Source organism: Streptomyces sp. HUAS TT11, from assembly GCF_051553595.1.
Lineage (GTDB): Bacteria > Actinomycetota > Actinomycetes > Streptomycetales > Streptomycetaceae > Streptomyces.
The window spans coordinates 7,579,405-7,601,976 of the sequence record NZ_CP196184.1 but is presented as its reverse complement, the minus strand read 5'-3'; the positions used below and the strand labels follow the sequence as shown (position 1 = coordinate 7,601,976).

The following is a 22,572-nucleotide window of genomic DNA, read 5'->3' as shown; positions in this document are numbered from 1 at the left end:
GGTCAGGGCGGGTCCCGGTCCGTGACGGCGGCCAGCAGCCGTACCTCGTCCGCCCCGTCGCGCTCGGCCACGCCGAGGGCCACCCATCGGCCGCTGCCGTCCGGCCGCCACAGATACAGCTCGTCCACGAGGTCGCCGAGTGTCGCCCAGGGCTCCGGTATCTCCTCGCCACGTGCCTTGCGGACCCCGACGGTCAGCGACCACCAGCGCAGTCCCTCCCCCCAACGGTCGTCCAGCCGCTGGGCGATGGCCTCCTTCCAGGCGTCGAGGTCCTCCGCCCAGCGCTCCCGCTCCGCACCGTCGCCCGTACCGAGGCCGGCGCTCACCGCCAACGGGGCGATGTGGAACCCCGGGCCCCCGAAGCCCACGTCCGACGCACCGCGCCGCGCGGGGAACTCCCGCGCGCGCAGCAGGTCGATCGTGGCCAGGTGCTGGTCGATGGTCATACGTCCAGTACAGCAGTCGTCACTGACAATTGGCGGGGGGTCAGCCACCTTGTGGGTTCGGTTCGTTCGGCGGCCCGATGAGGTGTGAGGCGTCCCGGCGGTCCAGGCACCGGGCACCGGGCACCGGCGAGCAACGCCGCACCGGACCGTGACGGCGAGCCCGGTCCACGGTCCGAGCATCCCGTCGGGTGTCTCATGCGGAATCACCGGTCGGGTGGGGCCGCGGCGTACGGAGGCACAGGCAAGCACGAGCCCGGGAGACGCTGCGCCGGGCGACGCCGGCCGTTCGGGGGGCGGAGGCGCTGCGCCTGATGGCGCGCTGCCCGCCGGACCTGGAGACCGCCGTACATCCGGTCGTCGCCACGGAGCCGGTGATGCCGCGAGTCGGCACCGTGAAGGCCTCGTCGGGGCGCGCGACCGCACGCAGGCCGTGATCTCGGCCTGCACGTCCGGGTTCGTGGTGCCGGACCGATTCGGCGGTGGGCGCGGGCCCGGCTCGCCCGTGATGCGCGGCCTGCCCGGAAGGTCGATCCGCTCGTTTGCTGCCTGGCCCTCGCGGGTGTGCGCGGCGCCGAGTACGATCCGCCCAACACGCGCACGAGCTGGGAGGACGGACGTTGGGGCGGCTGACCGGCGGGGACCCCTCTCTGCTGAGAAGGATCAACTCGGCGGTGGTGCTGCATGCGCTGCGCGCCACGGACCGCGCGACCCTCACCGAGATCACACGGGTGACGGGGTTGTCCCGGCCGACCGTGGAGGGCGTCGTCGAGGGTCTGATCGAGGCCGGGCTGGTGGTGGAACAGGCGGCCGAGGAGGGCGCCGCCCGGCGTCAGGGACGGCCCGCGCGGACATTCCGCTTCCGGGCGGAGGCAGGCCATCTGCTGGGCATCGACGTGGGCGCGCACCGGGTGACAGCGGTCCTCGCCGATCTCGACGGCCGGGAGCTCGGCACCCTGTCCAAGGAGATCTCCGAGACGGCACCGGCGGACGAACGTCTGGAGCGGCTGCGGGGCACGGTGGCCGAGCTGCTGCGCCGGGCGGGCGTGGCGCGCGACTCGCTGCGGGCGGTCGGCGTGGGCAGTCCCGGGATCGTGGAGGCCGACGGGACGGTACGGCTGGGCACGGCGCTGCCCGAGTGGACCGGGCTGAAGCTCGGCGACCGGCTCAGCCGTTCCTTCAAGTGCCCGGTGCTGGTCGAGAACGACGCCAACGCGGCGACCGTCGCGGAGCATTGGAAGGGCGCGGCCACCGAGTCCGACGACATCGTGTTCGTGCTGGCCGGGCTGAGTCCGGGCGCCGGTGCGCTCATCGGCGGCCGGCTGCACCGCGGCTTCGGCGGGGCGGCCGGGGAGATCGGGGCCCTGCACCTGCTGGGCCGGGAGGCGACCCCGGAGACACTGCTGTCGACCACGGACCAGCCGCTGCATCCGCTGGACGAGCAACAGGTCGCGGACGTCTTCGCACTCGCCCGGGAGGGCGACCAGCGCGCCCGCGCCGCCGTGGACCGCTTCATACAGCGGCTCGTGCACGATGTGGCGGCGCTCGTCCTGGCGCTCGACCCCGAGCTGGTCGTCATCGGCGGCTGGGCGGCGGGCCTGGACGGCGTGCTCACCCCGTTGCGGAACGAGCTGGCCCGCTACTGCCTGCGCCCCCCGAAGGTGACCCTTTCGCAGCTGGGCGAGGCCGCGGTGGCGACCGGCGCCCTGCGGCTGGCGCTTGACCACGTCGAGGAGCAGTTGTTCGCGGTGGAGGGCACCGTGACGGCACGGCGCTGAGCCAGGCCGCACGGCGGCACGGTGCGCCCACGACGTCGCGCCCCGGACCGATGGGTCCGGGGCGCGACGTCGTGGGCAAGCCCTGGAGGGCCGGTGGACCGTGGTGGGGTCACGGGCACCGGGCGGAGCTGTCAGGAGGCTCGGCGCTCCGGGTCGTGGTGGATCTCCACACCGCCGGTGGCCCCGAAGGTCAGACGGCAGGTGTCCGCACGGTAGGTGGCGACGGAGACCGCCGCCGTGCGCGCGTCGGCGTAGAAGCGGGTGGTGACGACGAGGACGGGGGCGCCGGGCAGCCGGTCGAGTTCCCTCGCGTCCTCGGCGCTGACCGAACCCAGCTCCACGGACTGCTCCTGGCCCTCGAGCTCGAGGTGCTGCAGCTCGCGGAGCAGCGCACGCGCCCGCGCCGGGCCCGAAGGCGCGTCTATCGCGGAGAGGTCGGGCACCGAGGACCCGGGGATGTGGATGAGCTCGGCCGCGACGGGCTGCCCGTGGCTGACCCGGGAACGGCGCACCGTGTGCACGTTCTCGTCACGGTCGGTCTCGAGGAGGTCCGCCACGGCGGCGGGCGGGACCGCGAGCGTGCAGTCGGTGGGCTTCCAGGCGTCGTCTGCCGCACCCGGCCAGGTGTGCTGCTCGGAGCCCACGGCCACGCCCATGCGGGGCGGCGCGACGGTGGTGCCCACACCGCGGCGGCGCTGCAGCCGGCCTTCCAGTTCGAGCTGTTCGAGCGCCTGGCGGAGCGTGGCCCGGGCGACTCCGAAGCGGGCCGCGAGGTCCCGCTCGTTGGGCAGGATCTCGCCCACGGAGAACTCGGAGTCGAGTGCTTCGGTGAGTACGGTCTTGAGGTGCCAGTACTTAGGCTCCGGCACCGTTTCCAGCTGCGTGGTCCCCACCCTGTCCTCCGCAATCGCCGTGGCGCGCCGGCGTTTAAGCGCCCTTGTTTATTAAAGGTTGTTGCACTTCTCTGCGACCATAGGGCGGCCCCCACCCTTGGTCAAGACCAATCCTCGATCCCTTACGCACCGCACAGGCTCCGCACCGCAGAGCGTTCACACGGCGTTCGCGGTGGACGCCTCCGGTGACATGACGGCGAAGCCCCGGTTCGGAAGACGTTCATGAACCGGGGCTACGGGATGGTCCGCACGGCGGCTAGCCGACGGACAGGGAGCCCAGCTTGTCGGGATTGCGGATGATATAGATGCACTGGATGAGCCCGTCCGCGACCTCCACCTGGAGGACGCTGTCCGGCTTGCCGCCCGACAGGACGAGAAGGGCCGTGCCTCCGTTGAGTTCCAGGAATCGGAACGACACGTCCTGGACGCCCTTCCCGGCCACCCCGGCCAAGAACCTGCCGACCTTGTCGGCGCTCTCCAGGACCCGCAGCGGCGCCTTGGTGCGGCCCCCGCTGTCGCCGACCAGACGGACGTCCGGGGCCAGCAGCCGCAGCAGCCCGTCCAGGTCGCCCTCGACCGACGCGGCGAGGAACCGCTCGGTCAGATCGCGCCGTTCGGCCGGGTCGACCTCGTAGCGCGGCCGCCGCTCGTCGACGTGCCTGCGGGCCCGGATGGCGAGTTGGCGCACCGCGGCCTCGCTGCGGTCCAGGGTGGCGGCGATGTCCGCGAAGGGGTACCCGAAGGCCTCCCTGAGTACGAACACCGCACGCTCCAGCGGCGACAGGGACTCGAGGACGACCAGAACGGCGAGCGAGACGGAGTCGGTGAGTACGGCCCGGTCCGCCGTGTCCGGCACCGCGTCGCCGAAATCGGTGGCGTACGGCTCGGGCAGCCAAGGACCGACGTAGGACTCCTTGCGCGCCTGCGCCTGACGCAACCGGTCGACCGCCAGCCGGGTGGTGATGCGCACCAGGTAACCGCGCGGCGCGCGCACGGCGTCGCGGTCGGCGCGGGACCAGCGCAGCCACGCCTCCTGGACCACGTCCTCGGCGTCGCTCACCCGGCCGAGCATGCGATAGGCGACACCCATCAGTACGGGGCGATGCTCTTCGAAGACCTCGGTCGCGGTGTCGGTGGTCACCGTTCCATCCCATCCGACACGCTCCGCCCTGTCCAGGTGACGCACCTGTCGGACAGGACACAGTCAACGGGCCGCCGTGCCCACGGGGTTCACCACGATCGGGGGCTACCCGCCGGTAGCAGTTGCTGACAAGCTGTCTACGACAGTTCGCCGGCGTGTTTCGGACGAGGAGCAGCAGTATGCCCGCCACGGTCTCCTTCAGCGTCACCTCTCCGCACGGCCCGCGGACCGTGACCGTCTCCTACGCACGCGTGGGATCCGGCGAACCCCTGCTCCTGCTGCACGGCATCGGCCATCACCGTCAGGCCTGGGACCCGGTGGTGGACATCCTGGCGACCGAGCGCGACGTGATCGCCGTCGACCTCCCCGGCTTCGGTGCGTCCCCGGCCCTGCCGGACGGACTCGCGTACGGCCTGTCGACCGTGGTGCCCGCGCTCGGCTCGCTGTGCCGGGCGCTGGACGTCGACCGACCGCACGTGGCCGGCAATTCCCTGGGAGGTCTGCTGGCCCTGGAACTGGGTCGCGAGAAGCTCGCACGATCCGTCACCGCCTTCTCCCCGGCGGGGTTCTGGACCCCGGCGGAGCGGCGGTACGCGTTCGCGGTGCTGCTCGCGATGCGCCACACGGCGCAGAGGATTCCGCTGCCGCTCGTGCAGCGGCTGGCGCGCACGGCGGCCGGCCGGACCGTGCTCACCAGTTCCATCTACGCCCGCCCCGGGCGCCGTTCGCCCGAGGCCGTGGTCGCCGAGACGCTCGCGCTGGCCCGCGCCGAGGGTTTCGCCGCGACCCTCCGGGCGGGTGCCTCCGTCCGGTTCACACAGGACCTGCCAGGACTGCCCGTCACCGTGGCGTGGGGCACCAAGGACCGTCTTCTGGTGCGCCGTCAGGGCGTCCGCGCCAAGCAGATCATCCCCAGGGCCCGGCTCGTGCGACTGCCCGGCTGCGGTCACGTGCCGATGAACGACGATCCGGCGCTGGTCGCGCGGGTCATCCTGGACGGCAGCCGCTGACCGTCCCGGTCCGCGAGGCCGCAGGGTGGCGGGACCGGTGCGCCGACGGCCCCGACGCGCCTGCGCCCGGGGCGGCCTGGGCTGCGGTGGGCGCCCGCGGGGGCACCCGCGCGACCAGCGCCGGACGCCGTGTCGCCGCCGCCCCTCCCCCGGCCCGGGATGCCGCATCCGGTCCGTGGTCCCCGCGTCACGGCGGTCAGTTGTTCATGTGCGGTTTCCATGTGCGCTGCGGCACACGCGTAGTTGTGGCAGTGCCCATCGCCCGGAACCGAACCTGGAGGCGCTTCATGTCACACCGTCCCACGCCCGGTCGCCGCAGCGTGCTGCGCGGCTCCCTGGCCGCCTCGGCCGCCCTCACCCTGCCCGCCACGCTCGGCGCGGCACCGGCGCTGGCCCTGTCGGGACGCCCGAAGGCGGGCTGGGGTGTCCAGGCCGGTGACGTGACCGCGGACTCCGGTCTCGTCTGGGTGCGCTCCGACCGCCCGGCCCGGATGATCGTCGAGACGGCCGCGACCGAGTCGTTCCGCAATCCGCGCAGATGGCACGGCCCGCTGCTGGGCGCCGGCACCGACTTCACGGGCACCACACGGCTGCACGGGCTGCCCGCGGGTGAGCAGGTCCACTACCGCGTGCTGCTGGCCGATCCCGACGACCCGCGGCGCACCGGCGAACCCGTCAGGGGCACCTTCCGCACCACGCCGCTCGGGCGGCGCCGGGGGGTGCGCTTCCTGTGGTCGGGCGACCTGGCGGGCCAGGGCTGGGGCATCAACCCCGACTTCGGCGGCTACACCATCTACCGGGCGATGGCGAAGCTCGACCCGGACTTCTTCCTGTGCAGCGGCGACAACGTCTACGCCGACGGCCCGCTCTCCGCCACCCAGGCCCTGCCCGACGGCAGCGCCTGGCGGAACATCACCACCGAGGAGAAGTCCAAGGTGGCCGAGACCCTGGCCGAGTACCGCGGCAACTTCCGCTACAACCTGCTGGACGAGAACCTCAGGCGGTTCAACGCCCAGGTGCCGTCGATCATCCAGTGGGACGACCACGAGGTCCGCAACAACTGGTACCCGGGCGAGGTCATCACCTCCGCGGACCCGCGCTACACCGAGAAGAGCATCGACGTGCTCGCGGCCCGCGCCCGGCGCGCGTTCAGCGAGTACTTCCCCCTCTCGACCCTCCAGCCGCAGGACCGCCACGGCCGCGTGTACCGGGTCATGCGGCACGGTCCGCTGCTCGATGTCTTCGTCCTGGACATGCGCACCTACCGCAACGCCAACTCGCCCGACGACCAGGCCGTCGACCCGCAGGGCATCCTCGGGGCCGAGCAGTTGGAGTGGCTCAAGCGGGAGCTGTCCCGGTCCCGCGCCGTGTGGAAGGTGATCGCGGCGGACATGCCGATCGGGCTGGTCGTGCCCGACACCACGGAGGGCCTGCCGAACATCGAGGCGGTGGCACAGGGCGACCCGGGCGCGCCGCTCGGCCGCGAACTGCAGATCGCGGAACTGCTCCGCTTCATCAAGCACCGGCGGATCACCGGCACGGTGTGGCTGACCGCGGACGTCCATCACACCTCGGCGCAGCACTACCAGCCCTCGCGCGCCGCGTTCACCGACTTCGAGCCCTTCTGGGAGTTCGTCTCCGGGCCGCTCAACGCCGGTGCGTTCCCCGCGAGCGCGCTCGACGGCACGTTCGGCCCCGAGCGGGTGTTCGTGAAGGCGCCGACGGACTCGAACGTCTCCCTGGCGGGCGGCTACCAGTTCTTCGGCGAGGTCGACATCGACGGGGGCAGCGGGGAGCTGACCGTCCGGCTGCGGGAGCAGGACGGTACCGTGCTGTTCACCCAGGTGTTGCAACCGGGCCGCGTAGGGCAGTAACTCACCCCCGTTGACGGTGACTTGAGGGGGAGGGTCGCCGAGCAGCGGAAACGCCGCACCGCGGCTGCCGGTTCCGTGTTCGGGCGCCGACTCGCGTACCCTCGGTCACCACGCCGCGCACCGGAGTCATCCCCCGGTGCGCGGCTCACGGGCGGGCACCCGGCCACGGGGACCGGTGCGCCAGGCCATGGTCAAAAGAGCAACAAAAAGGACAGAAGCATACTTTACCCATCAGACACACGACGTTCGTGATCACGCAACACCCTTCCTTCACAGTGGTTGCATGACTCCAGACATGTCTGATGTAAGGCGAGCCAGGCACGGCCGCCCCGTGCACCACTGGCGCCGGGACGTCATCGAGCTCGCCGCCCTGTTCACAGCGGTCGCGGTCGCCGACGCGGTCGCCAACCTCGTCGGGCACGGACCCGACGGACCCGCGCTCCTCGGGCTGTCCGCGGCGGCACTGGTCGCGACGGCCGGATTCCACACATGGTGGGCACGCCGCCACGGTCACGCACCGCCCGTGAGCGATACCGGCGCCCGGCCCCCCGCCGAGGAGCGGCAGGCCGGGCCGTCCGGAACCGACACGGCCGCAACCCCCACCGCGCTGTGGCGGATGCGGACGACGGTGCGCGACGAACCGGGCTCGCTGGCCACCCTGTGCACGGCGCTGGCCTCGCTCCGGATCGACATCCTCAGCCTGCAGACGCATCCACTGGCGCAGGGCACGGTCGACGAGTTCCTGCTGCGGGCCCCGGCGGAGCTGGAGGCGGCCGGCATCTCGCGGGTCGTCGCCTCGGCGGGCGGCACCGGGACCTGGATCGAGCGGGCCGACGCGCACGACCTGGTCGACGCTCCGACCCGGGTTCTGGGCCTGGCCACACGCACCGCGCTGGACGCGGCGGAACTCCCGCTGGCGCTGCGGCAGTTGCTGGGCCGCTGCACCATCCGCTCCCTGCCCGCCGTCTCCCCCGCCTCCGGCCGGCCGGAGGACGACGTTCCCGTCGAGGGAACCCTCGAGGACACGGTGATGCGCCTGCGGGCACCGGAGGGCGGGGTGATCACGGTGGAGCGGCCGTATCTGCCGTTCACACCCACGGAGTTCGCGCGGGCGCGGGCGCTGGTCGAGCTGGACGCCCGGCTCGGACCGCGCATCCCCCGCAGCCAGGACGTCCTCACGCTGCCCGAGGGCAAGTCCATCACCGTACGGCGGGCCGACGCCGCGGACCTCCAGGCGGCGAAGGAGATGCACGAGCGGTGCTCCGCCCGCACGCTCGGCATGCGCTACCACGGGCCGGTGGGGGACGCGGACCGCTACCTCAGGCACCTGCTCAGCCCGCGGTTCGGCCGGACCCTCGCGGTGCAGACGACGTCGGGCCGCGTCGTGGGCCTCGGACACCTGCTGTGGGACGGCGACGAGACGGAGGTCGCGCTGCTCGTCGAGGACGCGTGGCAGCGACGCGGCATCGGCACCGAACTCCTCGGCCGCCTGGTGACAATGGCGGTCGAGGCGGGCTGCGAGAACGTCTACGCGGTCACCCAGGCGTCCAACACCGGCATGGTCGCCGCGATGCGCGGTCTCGGACTGCCCCTCGACTACCAGATCGAGGACGGGACCCTCGTCATCACCGCCCGGCTGGACGCGACCCCGGTGGCCTCGCGCCTGCCGTACGGAGAGGCGGGCGGGTCGCACGGTGCTCGGGGCGCACGCGACTGACCGTCCCGCACCCCGGCACACACGACCGACCGAACGGCCCGGCGCGATCCGCCGGGCCGTTCGCCGTACGGGGGCCGGCCGATCGCGGACGACACCCGCACCCCGTAGCCGGCCTAACGGCCCGCGGCCGCCCGCTGCCGCCATGGGGCCGGAGACGACTCCGCCCCCAGCGCGGCGTCCAGATCGGCCCACAGGTCCTCGACGTCCTCCAGGCCCACCGACAACCGCAGCAACCGGTCGCTCACCCCGGCGTCCCGGCGGTCCGTCGCGTCGACGATGCGGTGACTGATGGACGCCGGGTGCTGGATGAGGGTGTCGACGCTGCCCAGGCTGACCGCGGGCGTGATCAGACGGACCCCTCCGATCACCGCGTGCGGGTCGCCGTGCACCTCGAAGGCGATCATCGCGCCGCCGATGCGCGGGTAGTGGACGCGGGCCACCCGCGGATCGGCGGCGAGCCGGCGGGTGAGTTCCTCGGCGGTCGCGGACGCGGCCCTGACCCGCACCGGCAGCGTCGACAGACCGCGCAGCAGCAGGTAGCCGGCCAGGGGGTGGAGCACCGCACCCGTCGCGAAGCGCATCTGGCGCAGCCGGCACGCCATCTCCTCGTCGCAGGCCACCACCCCACCCATCACATCACCGTGCCCGCCGAGGTACTTCGTGGCGCTGTGCAGCACCAGCCGCGCCCCCAGCCCGGCGGGCCGTTGCAGCACGGGCGTCGCGAAGGTGTTGTCCGCCAGCAGCGGAACGGAGCCGCAGGCGTGGGCGATCGCGCGCAGATCGACCTCCGCGAGCGTCGGATTGGCCGGTGACTCGACCATGACGAGTCCGGTGTCGGGGCGCAGGGCGTCCGCGATGCCCGCCGGGTCGGTCCAGGTCACCTCGTTGCCCAGCAGCCCGGCGGTCAGCAGATGGTCGCTGCAGCCGTACAGGGGCCGTACGGCGACGACATGGCGCAGTCCCAGCGTGTTCCTGGCGAGCAGGACGGCGCTGAGCGCTGCCATGCCGCTCGCGAAGGCGACCGCGCTCCCGGTGCCCTCGAGCCGCGCGACCGCGGTCTCGAAGCGGGCGACGGTGGGGTTGCCGAGCCGTCCGTACACGGGCGGCCCGTCGGGTTCCGCGCCGTCGGCCGCGAAGGCGTCGATACGGGCGGCCTCGTCGCGGCTGTCGTACGAGGGGTAGGTCGTGGAGAAGTCGAGGGGCGGGGCGTGCAGCCCCAACTCGGCGAGGTCCTCACGTCCGGCGTGCACGGCCTCGGTGGCCAGTGCCCGTCGGGCGGGGAGATCCACCGCGAATCCGTCCTGCGCGTCGTAGGTGCCATGAGTACGGGAGTCCATGGACGGCAGACTGAACACAAGCCGGGGTCATGGCGCCGAAGCCCGTGCTACGTTCGCCGTATGGCCGAATCCGTCGTACTGGACCCGGTGGATCTCCATCTTCTGCGGCTGTTGCAGAACGACGCCCGGACGACGTACCGCGACCTCGCGGCGCAGGTCGGCGTCGCGCCCTCGACCTGCCTCGACCGCGTGACGAGGCTGCGCCGCTCGGGCGTCATTCTCGGCCATCAACTGCGGCTCGACCCGGCGAAGCTGGGCCGCGGACTGGAAGCGCTGCTGTCGGTGCAGGTCAGACCGCATCGGCGGGAGCTGGTCGGTCCCTTCGTGGAACGGATCCGGGCGTTGCCCGAGTCCCGGACCGTCTTCCACCTCACCGGCCCCGACGACTACCTTGTGCACGTCGCGGTCGCGGACATGACGGATCTCCAGCGGCTCGTGCTGGACGAGTTCACGGCCCGGCGGGAGGTGGCCCGGGTGGAGACCCGGCTGATCTTCCAGCAATGGGACTGCGGTCCCCTGCTGCCACCGGGCCAGGGCCCGCCGAAACCCACTGAACAGGCCTAAGCCGAGCGCGGAATCCCCGTGACGCGCACCACGGTGTCGTATCAGGATGGTCCGCATGTCAGACACCACCAGGAGCCCTCTGCCCCGGGAGGTCGCCGACGCCTATGTCGACGCCCTCGTCGCCCTCGACCCCGTCACCGGTACCTACCTCGGTGTGAAGGAGAGTTCGAGCAAGCTGCCCGACACATCGCCCGCGGGCCAGGAGGCGCTCGCCGAGCTGGCGCGGGCGACCCTCGCCCGGCTCGACGAGGCGGAGCGCCGCCCGGGCGCGGACAGCGACATCGAACGACGGTGCGCGCGACTGCTGCGCGAGCGGCTCACCGCCGAACTCGCCGTGCACGAGGCCGACGAGGGTCTCAGGACGGTCAGCAACCTGCACAGCCCCGTGCACTCCGTGCGTGACGTCTTCACGATCACCCCCACCACGACGGACGAGGACTGGGCGGCGATCGTGGAGCGGCTGCGCGCCGTTCCCACCGCACTGGCCGGCTACTGCGAGTCCCTCGCCCTCGGTCTCGAGCGCAAGCTGCACGCGGGACCGCGACCGACCGCGACCTTCGTCGAGCAGCTCACCGAGTGGTCCGACACGGACGGCCGGGGCCGCGGCTGGTTCGAGGATTTCGCCTCCCAGGGGCCCGAGGCACTGCGCCCGCAGCTCGACGAGGCGGCCCGTGCGGCGACCGCGGCCGTCGTGGAGCTGCGGGACTGGATGCGCGACGTCTACGCGCCGACGGTCGAGGGCGCGCCGAACACGGTCGGCCGCGAGCGCTACGCCCGCTGGGCGCGCTACTTCAACGGCACGGACCTGAACCTCGACGAGGCGTACGCGTACGGCTGGTCCGAGTACCACCGGCTCCTCGGCGAGATGAAGAAGGAGGCCGAGAAGGTCCTCCCCGGTGCCGCGACGCCCTGGGTCGCGCTGGCGCACCTCGACGAGCACGGCACCCACATCGAGGGCGTCGACGAGGTCCGCGCCTGGCTGCAGGGCCTGATGGACGAGGCGATCGAGGCCCTCGACGGAACGCACTTCGAACTCGCCGAGCAGGTCCGGAGGGTGGAGTCCTGCATCGCGCCTCCCGGCAGCGCGGCGGCGCCGTACTACACGGCGCCCTCGGCCGACTTCTCCCGCCCCGGCCGGACCTGGCTGCCGACCATGGGCCAGACCCGGTTCCCGGTGTACGACCTGGTCTCGACCTGGTACCACGAGGGTGTCCCCGGCCACCATCTGCAGCTGGCCCAGTGGGTGCACGTGTCGCAGGACCTCTCCCGCTACCAGGCGACCGTGGGCGGTGTCAGCGCCAACGCCGAGGGCTGGGCCCTGTACGCGGAGCGCCTCATGGACGAGCTCGGCTTCCTCACCGACCCGGAGCAGCGGCTCGGCTATCTGGACGCCCAGATGATGCGTGCGGTCCGCGTCATCATCGACATCGGCATGCATCTGGAGCTGGAGATCCCGGCCGACTCGCCGTTCCACCCGGGCGAGCGCTGGACGGCCGGGCTGGCGCAGGAGTTCTTCGGCGCCCACTCCAGCCGTCCCGCGGACTTCGTGGAGAGCGAACTGGTCCGCTATCTGTCGATGCCCGGCCAGGCGATCGGCTACAAGCTGGGCGAGCGGGCCTGGCTGCTGGGCCGGGAGAACGCCAGGAAGCGCCACGGCGACGCGTTCGACGCGAAGGCCTGGCACATGGCGGCGCTCTCCCAGGGTTCGCTGGGCCTGGACGACCTGGTGGACGAACTGTCGCGGCTCTGAGCCGGACGGGCGGCCGGTCCCGGGGCGTCGCCTCCGGGTCCGGCCGTCACCGGCGGAAGCCGCCCTCCGAGTCGATGACCTGACCGGTGATCCAGGCTGCCTCGTCCGTGGCGAGCCACGCGATGAGGCGGGCGGGGTCGTCCGGCATGCCCCAGTGTCCCGCCGGGAACCGGGCGGCGACGGCCTCGTACGCATCACCGGTCAGGTAGTCCGTGTCCACGGGGCCGGGGTTGACCGTGTTGACGGTGACGCCCCGCTCCGCGAGCGCGGTCGCGAGCGAGCGCGTGATCGAGGCGAGGGCACCCTTCTGAAGGGCGTAGGCGATCTCCGCGGGCATACCGCCCGCGATGTCCTGCCCGGAGGTCATCATCACCACCCGTCCGCCCGTTCCCACCGCGGGCGTCGCCGCGCGCAGCCGGGCGTACGCCTGGACCAGGAGCAGGACCGAGCGGGTGTCCACCGCCCAGTGGGCGTCCAGCATGGCGGCGTCGACGGTGTCGAGCGTCCCGTCGCTGCCGCTCAGCGCGTGGTTGGCGACCAGGATGTCCAGTCGTCCGCCCAGTGCCTCGGCGGCCGTCGCGATCAGTTCGGCCGGGGCGGCGGGGTCGGACAGGTCGGCCGGCCCGTCGGCGACCGGGGCGGCCGGGTCGCCGAGGGCCGCGCGTACTCCGGCGACGACCTCCTCGGGACGGTCGGCGCCCCACGGCATCGCGGCGTCGTGCGGCACATGGTGGTGCAGATAGACGCCGGCGCCGTAGGCGGCCAGCCGCCGGGCCACCGCGTAACCGATGCCTCCACGACGGCCGGCGCCGGTGACGAGGGCGGTCCTGCCGCGCAGGGGCAGGGGGTCGCGCCGGAGGTCCTCGAGGGTGGGGGACGGGAGCCGTGGCACGTCAGCCGCCCGTCCGGCGGACCTGGACGAGCCCCATCCAGACCTCGGGGCCCGGCTCCACGTACGCCGCCCGCACCGTGTACCGCCCCGGTTCGAGCGCCACCCGCACATGATCCGTGCGTGTGGACTCGTGTCCCGGCCAGGCCGCGTCGAACAACACCACGTCGCCCGGCACGTCCCAGTGCACCTCCGGCTCCCACTCCGCGGTACGGAGCGCTTCGGGGACGCGGTCGAGCAGCGCGGCCTCGGAGTCCGCGGCACACCAGCGTACGAAGGTGCCGAACTCCGCCAGGAAGGCGGTGGAGGCGGGCTCGTCGCCCAGGACCAGGGCGCGGGTGTCCCCGACCGGCACCAGCCCGATGTATCCCTCGATCTCACAGGCCCGGTCGTAGTCGGAGGACGTCTCGTCGCCGTCGGCGCCCGCCCAGAACGGCAGCACCACCTCCGGTATCGCGATGAGCGGCCCGCCGCCCGACTCCACCCACTCGACCGCACCTTGATCCGTATGACTGACCATGCTCAGAAGCTACACGCACGCGACGCGGCGGAGGCACCCCTTCCGCAGGGTGGGCGGAGCGGCCGCGGAACCTCAGCAGCCGCAGTCCAACTGCTGTGCGGGCGCCGGAGGTTGCTCCTCCGTGCGAGCACCCGCGAGGCCCGAGAGCGGGTCGGCGGAGTGACGCCCTCGGCCCTCTCGGGTCTCGAACTCGAGACCCTCGCGCGCCCAGTACTCGAAGCCGCCGAGCATCTCCTTGACCGAGAACCCCAGCTCGGCGAGAGCAAGGGCCGCACGGGCCGCACCGTTGCAGCCGGGACCCCAGCAATAGGTGACGACCGGGACGGACCTGTCGAGCAGCCGCTCGGCCTGCTCCGGAACAAGGGCGGTGGGCAGATGGAGCGCACCCGGGATGTGTCCCTGGTCCCAGGCCGCGGTGGACCGCGAGTCCAGGAGGGTGAATCCCGGGTCCCCGGTCGCCAGCGCGGAGGCCACGTCGGACACGTCGGTGTGGAAGGCGAGGCTCGCCCGGAAGTGGGCGGCGGCCATCGCGGGGGCGGCGGGCGGGATGCGCAGGACGGGGTTGGCGCGGGTCGTGGTGTCGCTCACGTCGGGCCCTTTCAGGGAGGTGTCTCGTTGACCCGAAATCTACGGTCGTCCTTCGGCGTCCTGAAGATGCGATCCACGGCACACCTCTTGATCGGCCGGGGATCCGCCTGTTATCTCTCGAAAATGACCGCGTATTCACCGGACGCCACCGACTGGCGCATTCTCGACGTCCTGCAGCACGAAGGGCGCGTCAGCTTCGCCGAGCTGGCCCGCGCCGTGGCCATGTCCGCGAGCGCGGTGACCGAACGGGTCCGCAGACTGGAGGAGGCCGGAGTCATCCAGGGGTACGCGGCGGTCGTCGATCCCGAGCGGCTCGGGCTGCCGATCCTGGCCTTCGTGCGGCTGCGGTACCCGAACGGAAACTACAAGCCGTTCCACGACCTGGTCGCCGCGACGCCCGAGATCCTCGAGGCGCACCATGTCACGGGCGACGACTGCTTCGTCATCAAGGTCGCGGCGCGCTCGATGAGGCATCTGGAGGAAGTGTCGGGCAGGATCGGCGCACTGGGTTCGGTGACGACGAGTGTCGTCTACTCGTCGCCCCTCCCCCGCCGTCCCCTCGGCCGCTGATCCGTCTCAGCCGGAGCCCCGCTGCCGCAGGACCGAACCCGTCCTGCCCTTGACGACCTCCAACTGGGCGTGGACACGGCGCCGCAGGTCCGCGACATGGCTGACGATGCCCACGCTGCGGTCCCGCTCCCGAAGCGAGTCGAGGACGTCGAGGACCTCGTCCAGGGTCTGGTCGTCGAGGCTGCCGAACCCCTCGTCGATGAACAGTGTGTCGAGGCGGACACCACCGGCCTCGTCGGTGACGACGTCGGCGAGTCCGAGGGCGAGCGCCAGGGACGCGAAGAACGTCTCCCCGCCGGAGAGGGTCGCCGTGTCCCGCTCCCGCCCGGTCCAGGCGTCGACGACGTGCAGGCCGAGACCGCTGCGGCCGCGGCCCGAGCGGTCGTCCGAGTGGACCAGGGTGTAGCGGCCCGAGGACATCCGCTGCAGTCGCAGGGTCGCGGCGGCCGCCACCTGTTCGAGGCGGGCGGCGAGCACGTACGACTCCAGGCGCATCTTCCGTTCGTTGTCGGCGGAGGTGCCCGACGCCAGCGAGGCCAGCCCGGCCACCCGGTCGTACTCCTCGCGCAGGGGCGCGAGCCGGCGGACGGACGCGCCCGCCCGTGCCGACAGCCGGTCGAGTTCGGTGCAGCGGCGGGCCGCGGCGTCCTGGGCGGAAACCGCCTCCTGGAGCCGCCGGACGGCGGTTTCGGCGGCCCGTTCGGCGGCTTCGAGGTCAGCGGGCGGCTGCTGCGCGGCCGCCACGGTGTCGGCGTCGCTGAGCACCGCGCGCACCGCGGCCTCCTCCTGCTGCCACGCGTCGAGCCGCCGCTGCAGCTCGCGGTGGGCCTCGTCGTCGAGGAGGGCCTCGGCCGCCGCCCGGGGGGTGTCGAACCCGGCGCGGAACGCCGCGTCGGCGAGGCGCGCGTCGGCGTCCTTCAGCCGCTGCGCGGTGTCCTGCGCGGCGCGGGCGGCGTCGGCGGCGTCGGCGAGCAGCGCGGCCCTGCGCTCCAGTTGCCCGGAGCGCGCCGAGACGCTGGCCGCGTCACCCCGGGCGCGCAACAACTCCTCCTCCAGCAACGCCTGTTCACGGTCGAGGGCGTCCCTGCGGGAGATACGGGCCGCTCCCCGCAGCGCGGCCTGCTGCCGCTGCGTGGTGCGCCGCTCCCACTCGTGCTCGTTCCGCCTCGACTCCTCCTGCGCGGAGTGCAGTTGTGCGGCGCCGGTGCGCGCCGTGCCGTAGAGCCGCTCCACTTCCTCCGACTCCTCGGCCAGCAGGGACGTGGGGGCATCCCCGGCCTCGGCCGTCGCCGCGGCGAGCGCCTCCCGCACGAGGCCGAGCCGCCGCTCGTCCTCGGCGCGCTGCTCGTCGGCGGCGCGGTGGGCGGCGAGGGCCCGCTCCTCCGCCTCACGGTCGACGTGTCCGGCGACCTTCTGCGCGGGCGCGGGGTGCTCGACGGCGCCGCACACCGTGCAGGGCTCGCCGTCGACGAGCCCCGCCGCGAGTTCGGCCGCGATGCCCTTGAGCCGCTGTTCCTTCAGGTCGAGCCAGTGTTCGCGGCTCTTCAGCGCACGTTCGCGGGAGGCGAGGGTACCGGCCTGGGCCGCTTCGGTGTCCCGGGCCAGCTCGTCACGCTGACGGGCCGCCCTCAGCCGGCGCTGCGCGGGCTCGCGCTGCACCGCGAGCTGCTCGGCCCGGGCGGCGTCCTGCTGTGCCGCGTCGATCCGGGCCCGCAGGTCCGCCCGGATCTCCTCCCATCCGGCCAGCCACTCCTCCGCATCCTGCAGGACCGTCTCGTCGGCGCGCTCCTCGCGCTCCAGATCCGCGCGCTCCGCGGCGAGTTCGGCCAGACGCTGCTCGGCGCGGCGGGCCGACTCGAGTCCGCCGAGCTCCTCGGCGACCCGGCGCGCCGCGGCGGCGAGCCCCGCCGCCCCGTCCTGGGCGAACGTCCCGGGCAGCCGCGAACGCGCGCGTGCCTCGTCGGTGGCGGCCCGCCGGTGCTCGGCCTCCGCGCTGTCGCGCAGGTCGAGCGCGGGCGCCACCCTCTCGGCCTTGCGGGAGCGCTCCAGGCGCGCCTGTGCCTCGCCGCGCAGGACCGCCCGCTCCTCGAGCAGTGCCGCCCGCTCCCGGGCCTCGGCGAACATGCGCTGGAGCCGGGCCCGTTCGCGTGTGCCACCGAGCAGCCCCTCGGCCTCGGCCCGCGCCGACTCGGCGGCGGTGCGGGCGCAGTGCGCATGGGTGAGCCGCTCACGGGCGGTGCTGCGGGCGACCGCGGCCCAGCCGAGAACGGCGTCGGCGAGCCCTGGCTCGCCCGGGGCGAGCTCCGGCAGGGGCAGGGCGTCACCCGCCGCCTGCTGCATCCGGTGGGCGTCCGCCAGCAGTACGGCGTCACCGTCCCGCACCTCGGACTCGGTCGCCCTGCGCCGCTCGGCGAGGCGCTTTTCGACCTCGGCGAAGCGATGGGTGTCGAAGAGACGCCCGAGCAGCTTGCCGCGGGCCTCCGCATCGGCGCGCAGAAAACGGGCGAAGTCGCCCTGCGGCAACAGTACGACCTGGCAGAACTGCTCCCGGCTCATGCCGAGCAGCTGGGTGATCTCCTCACCGATCTCCTGGTGGGAGCGGCTGAGGTCCTTCCAGGCACCGGCCACCGTGTCGTACTCGCGCAGCCAGGTCTGGGCCTTGTCGGTCGTCGTGCCGGTGCCGCGCTTCTTGGGGCGCTCCCACGGCGGTTGCCGGGTGACCTCCAACCGGCGTCCGGCGACGGTGAGTTCGAGCCTGATCCCGGTGCGGGTCTGCACAGTCGCGTGGTCGCTGCGCAGGTTCACACCCTGGCCGCTCTGCCGGGCGCCGGGCACGGCGCCGTACAGGGCGTAGCACACGGCGTCCAGGACGGACGTCTTGCCGGCGCCCGTCGGTCCGTGGAGCAGGAACAGACCGGCGGCGGAGAGCTCGTCGAAGTCCACTCGCTGGGTCCCGGCGAAGGGTCCGAAGGCGGTGATGTCGAGCCGGTGCAGCCTCACTGGGCTTCCTCCGTGTGGGGCGGGCGCATGGTCACCGGGCGACCTCCCGGGCCGCCGCGTCGGCGCGCGCCGCGTCGAACGCGTCCTGGAGCACGAGCCGTTCCCGCTCGTCGGGCCCCGAGCCGCGCACATGCGCGACGAAGTCCTCCGCGATCTCCTGGTCGGATCGGCCCGCGAGCCGGCGCGCGTACGACGCCTCGGGCTCCTCGGGGCCGCGCTCCGGTTCGAAGACGAGGCTGAGCGTGTGCGGGAAGCGCTCGGCCAGCCGGGCCATGGGCTCGGCCGACCTGACCGGGTCGGTGAGGGTGGCCTCCACCCATGCCTGTTCGTGGCGCGCCAGCTCAGGATCCTCGAGCAGGTCCTCCAGCCGGCCCCGGATACGCGCGAGGGGGCGCGGCACCGGGCAGTCGAGGCGCTCCGCCGTGACCGAGCCGTCCGCTCCGAGGTCCACGAGCCACATGCTCTTGCGGTGACCGGCCTCCGAGAAGGAGTACGCCAAGGGGGAGCCGGAGTAGCGGATCCGCTCGCCGATGGTCTGGCTGCCGTGGAGATGTCCGAGCGCCACGTAGTCCACACCGTCGAAGACACCGGCGGGGACCGCGGCGACGCCGCCGACCGTGATGTCCCGCTCGCTGTCGCTGGGCTCTCCGCCGGTGACGAACACATGGGCGAGGACGACGGAACGTGTGCCCGGCGCGCGCGTGGCGAGATCGGCCCGTACCCGGTCCATCGCGGCCGTGAGCACCGCTTCGTGGCCCGCCTGCTCCACCATGAACTCGTCCTTGACCAGGGCCGGTTCGAGGTAGGGAAGGCCGTAGAACGCCACGTCCCCGTGGGCGTCGGACAGCACGACCGGCGTGCCGCAGGCCGCGGGATCCGTCCGCAGGTGGATGCCCGCACGCCCGATGAGCCCCGCGCCGACGCCGAGGCGGCGCGCCGAGTCGTGGTTCCCGGAGATCATCATCGTGGGCACGCCGAGGCCGGCGAGCCGGTGCAGGGCGTCGTCGAACAGTTCGACGGCGGTGAGCGGCGGCACCGCACGGTCGTACACGTCTCCCGAGACGACCACCGCGTCCACACCGCGTTCGCGCACGGTGGTGACGACGTGGCCGACGAACTCGGCCTGGGCGTCGAGCATGTTCACCCGATGGAACGCCCGGCCCAGATGCCAGTCGGAAGTGTGCAGCAGCCTCATGATCCCCGAGACTAACGGGCGGGTCCGACACCACGGGCGGTTACTCCCGTATCAGCCCCTCGGGGCCGACTGCCCCGGACGTCCGGTCCGTCCGTCATGCGTCCCCGTACGCCTCTCCGCCCGTTTCGAACCGGGCCGTGCCCGCGGTGACGTCGGCCAGCCACGCACGGAAGCCCTCCACTTCGGAGTCGGGCAGACCGATCTCGATCGTCACGGCCTCCCCGTACCGCACGTCCCGGACCGCACGCCCCGTCGACCGCAGGTCGTTCTCCACCTTGCCCGCACGCTGGTGGTCGACCGTCACCGTGGCGAGCCGGAAGCGGCGGCGGGTGATCGTCCCGACGGTGTCGAGGGCCTCCCCCACGGCACCCCCGTACGCCCTGATGAGTCCGCCGGCACCCAGTTTCACGCCGCCGTAGTACCGGGTGACGACGGCGACGACGTAGCGCATGTCGCGGCGCAGCAGCATCTGGAGCATGGGCACGCCTGCGGTGCCGCCGGGTTCGCCGTCGTCGCTCGCCTTCTGAACCGCGGCGTCGGCGCCGATGACGTACGCGTAGCAGTTGTGGGTGGCGTCGGCGTGTTCCCTGCGGACGGCGGCGATGAAGTCCTGGGCCTCCTGCTCGCCGGCGGCCGGGGCCAGGGCGCACAGGAACCGGGAGCGGTTGATCTCGGTCTCGTGTACGCCCGCGCGGGCGACCGTGTGGTACTCGTCCTGCATCCGACCAGCCTAGGGGGCGCGATCAGGAGGTCGCGGGGAGGGTGAGGCCGGCGCCCGGGAGGAGGTACGCCCCCTGGGCCACCGAAGGAGCCGACCCGGTGCCGTCGTGCGTGGACGGGTGTTCCTGGGGCGCCGCATCGGTCGGTGCGGGGATGTTCGGATATCCGGGCGGCAGCGCGTAGCCCGGCGGCGGCACGATCGGATACCCCGGCGGCACCACATAGACCGGCGGCGGTACGGCCGCGTACCCCGGCGGCAGGGCGTAGGCCGTCGCGGGGGCGCTCGGATACCCCGGCGGCAGCGCATACGCGGGTGGCGGGACGGCCGGACAGCCGGGGGGCAGTGCGTAGGCCGTGGGCAGTGACGACCTCTCCTGCGACCGGTCGTTGTCCCCCGGCGGCGCGTCGGCGTAGCCCTGTGGTGGGGAGTCCCGATCACCGGGCGGCTGCACGGCCGACGACGCCAGGGGTGCCGGGCTGTCGGCGACGGTCGAGGAGCTCGGCACCAGGGCCATGGCGCCTGCGGCCACTGCCATGCCGGCCGCGGCCGCCAGGACGATTCGTACGCCTGGGCGTATTCGCTGGGCAGGGGGTTCGCGGGACGGATCGCGTCGCATACTCCACCTCCAAGCCTGCATGCACGGAATGTCACTCGATCGTGACGATATGTGATACGAGTGGCCGACGGCCTTCAGAGGTAGCCCGGAGGAGTGGCGGGACCGGTACCGCCCTGGGTGCCCTGCCCCTTCCTGCCTCGCGGCACGATCACGTCCGTCAGGAGTGCCGTGCCGGGTGCCAGTGAGTCCCAGGTTCCGCCGTGCCGGGCGAGGACGGCGATCCCCGAGGTGGGGAACTTGGCCCTGACCCGGTCCACGGTGTCGTCGAGGCCGTCCCCGGCCAGTTCGAGGACCAGGTCCGTGAGCCCCGGGTTGTGGCCGATCAGCAGCAGTGTCTGCGCCTCGGTGGGCGCGTGGTGCACGCTCTCCAGCAGTTCGGGCACGTCGGCGGCGTACAGCCGGGGGTCGAACCGCACGGGGGGCGGGGTGCCCCACTGGGCCGAGGCCAGCTCCCAGGTCTGGCGGGCGCGAACGGCCGTCGAGCACAGGACGAGATCGGGCAGCCAGTCGGACTCGGCGAGTGCGCGTCCGGCCGCCGGCGCGTCGCGGCGGCCGCGCGGGGCGAGCGGCCGCTCGTGGTCGGGTACTCCGGCGGGCCAGGCGGACTTGGCGTGCCGGAGCACCACGAGTCGGCGCAGCGGGCCCCCCGGGGACCGGGTGATCATGCCGAGGCCCCGATCTCCCGGGTCAGTTCCAGACCGAGCAGGCGGTCGGCGTAGGCGTAGGCCTCGAAGCGTGCCCCGTCCGGCATGTCGTCGGCGTCCTCCACACGGCGCAGCGTGGCCAGCACGGCCGGTACGTCGAGATCGTCCTCCCAGGCGGTGCGCAGCCCCTCCCGAACTTCTTCGGGGACGGGCCTGGAGGGCCGGGTCGCCCAGACGGCGACGGCCGCGCGCCAGCGGTCGAGTGTGTCCCGTGCCCCGGTCAGGGATGCCGCGCCGAGGTCCACGGGCTGCCGGCGCGCCTGAGCGAGCAGGGCGAGGCGTACGGCTGACGCGGGGCCGGCGGGGCCGGCCGGGCCGGTCACCGGGGCGACCTCGACCCGCACCCCGTCGGGTGCGGTGTCCCGCACCCCGACGACGTGCAGCACCCGTCCGACCCCCGGGGCGTCCGGCTCGGCGGGCCGGATGCCGAGTTCGTCGGCGCGTGCCCGGAGCGCGGGCGTCGGGGCGGCGACCGTGACGACGGGTGTTCCGCCCATCTCCAGGGCCCGGGCCAGCACGTCGGCCGTCAGCAGGACCCGCAGGGCCGAGGTGTCGGCGGCGGTCACATGCGCGTGGACGCGGAGGAGACCCGGACGGACCTCGGTGGGCTCGCCGCTGCGGGCGTCGATGATACGGAGCACGCAGCGAGCGTAGGCGTGCAAGCGTCCCGGCGCCGGGAAGCGGGCGGCTTTCCGGACACACAGAGCCCTCGGGGCACGAACCGATGTCCCGCGGTTCCTGGGGGAATCCCGGTGTCCGGCCCGCTGTTGCCCCCACAGCAGCCGGGGCGGAACTGCCGCTCCGGGGACGTCGAAGGAGACCGGCCGTGTACGGCGACTCAGCAACGATCCGCAAGATCCTCACCGAGCTGGGCGACACCTGGGCCGTCGTGGGCCTGTCCACGAACCAGGACCGTCCCGCCTACCGGGTCGCCGCCGTCCTCCAGCGCTTCGGCAAGCGGATCGTGCCGGTCCACCCGAAGGCCGAGACGGTCCACGGCGAGCAGGGCTACCCCTCGCTGGACGCCGTCCCGTTCCCGGTCGACGTGGTCGACGTCTTCGTCAACAGCGATCTGGCGGGGGCGGTCGCCGACGAGGCCGTCTCGATCGCCGACGAGGCCGTCTCGATCGGCGCCAAGGCCGTCTGGTACCAGCTGGGCGTCGTCGACGAGAAGGCGTACCACCGCACCCGTGAGGCCGGCCTGGAGATGGTCATGGACCACTGCCCGGCGATCGAGATCGGCAATCTCGCCTGACGGGGCG

The 22,572-nt window shown here is 73.1% G+C and carries 21 protein-coding genes; 8 read left to right on the top strand and 13 right to left on the bottom strand.

The window, feature by feature from the left end; translation table 11 throughout:
* Positions 1-2 precede the first annotated feature (2 nt).
* Entirely contained in the window at positions 3-446 is a 444-nt protein-coding gene (locus tag ACSHXN_RS34070; RefSeq protein ID WP_355132782.1) for a hypothetical protein, read from the bottom strand.
* A 617-nt stretch (positions 447-1,063) separates the two neighbouring features.
* Here ACSHXN_RS34070 and ACSHXN_RS34065 point away from each other — a divergent pair.
* Positions 1,064-2,221 (top strand): ROK family transcriptional regulator, encoded by a 1,158-nt coding sequence (locus tag ACSHXN_RS34065; protein WP_356111166.1) that lies wholly within the window; start codon positions 1,064-1,066, stop codon positions 2,219-2,221.
* Between the two features lie 131 nt (positions 2,222-2,352).
* Here the strand turns inward: ACSHXN_RS34065 and ACSHXN_RS34060 are convergent, their stop codons facing one another.
* Both ACSHXN_RS34060 and ACSHXN_RS34055 read right to left on the bottom strand, forming a co-directional pair.
* Positions 2,353-3,114 (bottom strand): GntR family transcriptional regulator, encoded by a 762-nt coding sequence (locus ACSHXN_RS34060; RefSeq protein ID WP_355132786.1) that lies wholly within the window; start codon positions 3,112-3,114, stop codon positions 2,353-2,355.
* Positions 3,115-3,370: 256 nt separating this feature from the next.
* On the bottom strand, positions 3,371-4,255 hold the full coding sequence (locus ACSHXN_RS34055) for an RNA polymerase sigma-70 factor (protein ID WP_355802829.1): 885 nt from the start codon (positions 4,253-4,255) through the stop codon (positions 3,371-3,373).
* A gap of 179 nt (positions 4,256-4,434) precedes the next feature.
* Between ACSHXN_RS34055 and ACSHXN_RS34050 the strand changes: the two genes are divergently transcribed.
* The 3 genes from ACSHXN_RS34050 (at position 4,435) to ACSHXN_RS34040 (ending at position 8,856) form a co-directional block, all read left to right on the top strand.
* Positions 4,435-5,265, top strand: coding sequence for an alpha/beta fold hydrolase (locus tag ACSHXN_RS34050; RefSeq protein ID WP_355132790.1), 831 nt, complete (start codon positions 4,435-4,437; stop codon positions 5,263-5,265).
* A gap of 287 nt (positions 5,266-5,552) precedes the next feature.
* Positions 5,553-7,139, top strand: coding sequence for an alkaline phosphatase D family protein (locus ACSHXN_RS34045; protein WP_438304843.1), 1,587 nt, complete (start codon positions 5,553-5,555; stop codon positions 7,137-7,139).
* Positions 7,140-7,434: 295 nt separating this feature from the next.
* Positions 7,435-8,856, top strand: a complete 1,422-nt coding sequence (locus ACSHXN_RS34040) for a GNAT family N-acetyltransferase (RefSeq protein WP_355132818.1) — start codon at positions 7,435-7,437, stop codon at positions 8,854-8,856.
* Between the two features lie 113 nt (positions 8,857-8,969).
* Here ACSHXN_RS34040 and ACSHXN_RS34035 read toward each other — a convergent pair whose 3' ends face one another.
* Positions 8,970-10,193, bottom strand: a complete 1,224-nt coding sequence (locus ACSHXN_RS34035; RefSeq protein WP_356111159.1) for a trans-sulfuration enzyme family protein — start codon at positions 10,191-10,193, stop codon at positions 8,970-8,972.
* Positions 10,194-10,253: 60 nt separating this feature from the next.
* Here ACSHXN_RS34035 and ACSHXN_RS34030 point away from each other — a divergent pair, with 60 nt between their 5' ends.
* Both ACSHXN_RS34030 and ACSHXN_RS34025 read left to right on the top strand, forming a co-directional pair.
* Positions 10,254-10,757, top strand: a complete 504-nt coding sequence (locus tag ACSHXN_RS34030) for an Lrp/AsnC family transcriptional regulator (RefSeq protein WP_355132822.1) — start codon at positions 10,254-10,256, stop codon at positions 10,755-10,757.
* A gap of 55 nt (positions 10,758-10,812) precedes the next feature.
* A complete protein-coding gene (locus ACSHXN_RS34025) occupies positions 10,813-12,507 on the top strand; it encodes a DUF885 domain-containing protein (RefSeq protein WP_438304841.1) in 1,695 nt (564 codons plus the stop codon).
* Positions 12,508-12,553: 46 nt separating this feature from the next.
* Here the strand turns inward: ACSHXN_RS34025 and ACSHXN_RS34020 are convergent, their stop codons facing one another.
* The 3 genes from ACSHXN_RS34020 to ACSHXN_RS34010 form a co-directional block, all read right to left on the bottom strand.
* Positions 12,554-13,399 carry an SDR family oxidoreductase gene (locus ACSHXN_RS34020; RefSeq protein ID WP_383354787.1) on the bottom strand — a complete coding sequence of 282 codons (846 nt, stop codon included), beginning with the start codon at positions 13,397-13,399 and terminating at the stop codon, positions 12,554-12,556.
* A 1-nt stretch (position 13,400) separates the two neighbouring features.
* Positions 13,401-13,916, bottom strand: coding sequence for an immunity 21 family protein (locus ACSHXN_RS34015; RefSeq protein WP_355132828.1), 516 nt, complete (start codon positions 13,914-13,916; stop codon positions 13,401-13,403).
* A 72-nt stretch (positions 13,917-13,988) separates the two neighbouring features.
* On the bottom strand, positions 13,989-14,444 hold the full coding sequence (locus tag ACSHXN_RS34010) for a rhodanese-like domain-containing protein (protein WP_355802834.1): 456 nt from the start codon (positions 14,442-14,444) through the stop codon (positions 13,989-13,991).
* 183 nt (positions 14,445-14,627) lie between these two features.
* On the opposite strand from ACSHXN_RS34010, the gene ACSHXN_RS34005 reads away from it, so the two are divergent.
* The gene (locus ACSHXN_RS34005; protein WP_355132830.1) at positions 14,628-15,074 is read left to right on the top strand and encodes an Lrp/AsnC family transcriptional regulator; all 447 of its coding nucleotides are present in this window, start codon (positions 14,628-14,630) and stop codon (positions 15,072-15,074) included.
* 6 nt (positions 15,075-15,080) lie between these two features.
* On the opposite strand, the gene ACSHXN_RS34000 is transcribed toward ACSHXN_RS34005, so the two are convergent.
* The 6 genes from ACSHXN_RS34000 to ACSHXN_RS33975 form a co-directional block, all read right to left on the bottom strand.
* The gene (locus ACSHXN_RS34000; protein WP_438304837.1) at positions 15,081-18,074 is read right to left on the bottom strand and encodes an AAA family ATPase; all 2,994 of its coding nucleotides are present in this window, start codon (positions 18,072-18,074) and stop codon (positions 15,081-15,083) included.
* A 31-nt stretch (positions 18,075-18,105) separates the two neighbouring features.
* Complete coding sequence (locus ACSHXN_RS33995; RefSeq protein WP_438304834.1) at positions 18,106-19,269, bottom strand: exonuclease SbcCD subunit D; 1,164 nt, start codon at positions 19,267-19,269, stop codon at positions 18,106-18,108.
* 94 nt (positions 19,270-19,363) lie between these two features.
* Positions 19,364-19,990 (bottom strand): YigZ family protein, encoded by a 627-nt coding sequence (locus tag ACSHXN_RS33990; protein ID WP_355132836.1) that lies wholly within the window; start codon positions 19,988-19,990, stop codon positions 19,364-19,366.
* Positions 19,991-20,012: 22 nt separating this feature from the next.
* Positions 20,013-20,606, bottom strand: a complete 594-nt coding sequence (locus ACSHXN_RS33985; RefSeq protein WP_438304832.1) for a hypothetical protein — start codon at positions 20,604-20,606, stop codon at positions 20,013-20,015.
* A gap of 74 nt (positions 20,607-20,680) precedes the next feature.
* On the bottom strand, positions 20,681-21,271 hold the full coding sequence (locus ACSHXN_RS33980; RefSeq protein WP_355132840.1) for a SixA phosphatase family protein: 591 nt from the start codon (positions 21,269-21,271) through the stop codon (positions 20,681-20,683).
* On the bottom strand, positions 21,268-21,951 hold the full coding sequence (locus ACSHXN_RS33975) for a hypothetical protein (RefSeq protein ID WP_383354774.1): 684 nt from the start codon (positions 21,949-21,951) through the stop codon (positions 21,268-21,270). The genes ACSHXN_RS33980 and ACSHXN_RS33975 overlap by 4 nt, the downstream gene beginning before the upstream one ends.
* 185 nt (positions 21,952-22,136) lie before the next feature.
* Here ACSHXN_RS33975 and ACSHXN_RS33970 point away from each other — a divergent pair, with 185 nt between their 5' ends.
* The gene (locus tag ACSHXN_RS33970; RefSeq protein ID WP_438304830.1) at positions 22,137-22,565 is read left to right on the top strand and encodes a CoA-binding protein; all 429 of its coding nucleotides are present in this window, start codon (positions 22,137-22,139) and stop codon (positions 22,563-22,565) included.
* The last annotated feature ends 7 nt before the right edge of the window (positions 22,566-22,572 follow it).

Coding starts and splice junctions, on each gene's coding strand:
- ACSHXN_RS34010 (WP_355802834.1), bottom strand. CDS start 14,444: ATGGCCGCCGCCCACTTCCGGGCGAGCCTCGCCTTCCACACCGACGTG.
- ACSHXN_RS33980 (WP_355132840.1), bottom strand. CDS start 21,271: ATGATCACCCGGTCCCCGGGGGGCCCGCTGCGCCGACTCGTGGTGCTC.
- ACSHXN_RS34005 (WP_355132830.1), top strand. CDS start 14,628: ATGACCGCGTATTCACCGGACGCCACCGACTGGCGCATTCTCGACGTC.
- ACSHXN_RS34035 (WP_356111159.1), bottom strand. CDS start 10,193: ATGGACTCCCGTACTCATGGCACCTACGACGCGCAGGACGGATTCGCG.
- ACSHXN_RS34015 (WP_355132828.1), bottom strand. CDS start 13,916: ATGGTCAGTCATACGGATCAAGGTGCGGTCGAGTGGGTGGAGTCGGGC.
- ACSHXN_RS33990 (WP_355132836.1), bottom strand. CDS start 19,990: ATGCAGGACGAGTACCACACGGTCGCCCGCGCGGGCGTACACGAGACC.
- ACSHXN_RS34040 (WP_355132818.1), top strand. CDS start 7,435: ATGTCTGATGTAAGGCGAGCCAGGCACGGCCGCCCCGTGCACCACTGG.
- ACSHXN_RS34045 (WP_438304843.1), top strand. CDS start 5,553: ATGTCACACCGTCCCACGCCCGGTCGCCGCAGCGTGCTGCGCGGCTCC.
- ACSHXN_RS33985 (WP_438304832.1), bottom strand. CDS start 20,606: ATGCGACGCGATCCGTCCCGCGAACCCCCTGCCCAGCGAATACGCCCA.
- ACSHXN_RS34070 (WP_355132782.1), bottom strand. CDS start 446: ATGACCATCGACCAGCACCTGGCCACGATCGACCTGCTGCGCGCGCGG.
- ACSHXN_RS34025 (WP_438304841.1), top strand. CDS start 10,813: ATGTCAGACACCACCAGGAGCCCTCTGCCCCGGGAGGTCGCCGACGCC.
- ACSHXN_RS34050 (WP_355132790.1), top strand. CDS start 4,435: ATGCCCGCCACGGTCTCCTTCAGCGTCACCTCTCCGCACGGCCCGCGG.
- ACSHXN_RS33995 (WP_438304834.1), bottom strand. CDS start 19,269: ATGAGGCTGCTGCACACTTCCGACTGGCATCTGGGCCGGGCGTTCCAT.
- ACSHXN_RS34030 (WP_355132822.1), top strand. CDS start 10,254: ATGGCCGAATCCGTCGTACTGGACCCGGTGGATCTCCATCTTCTGCGG.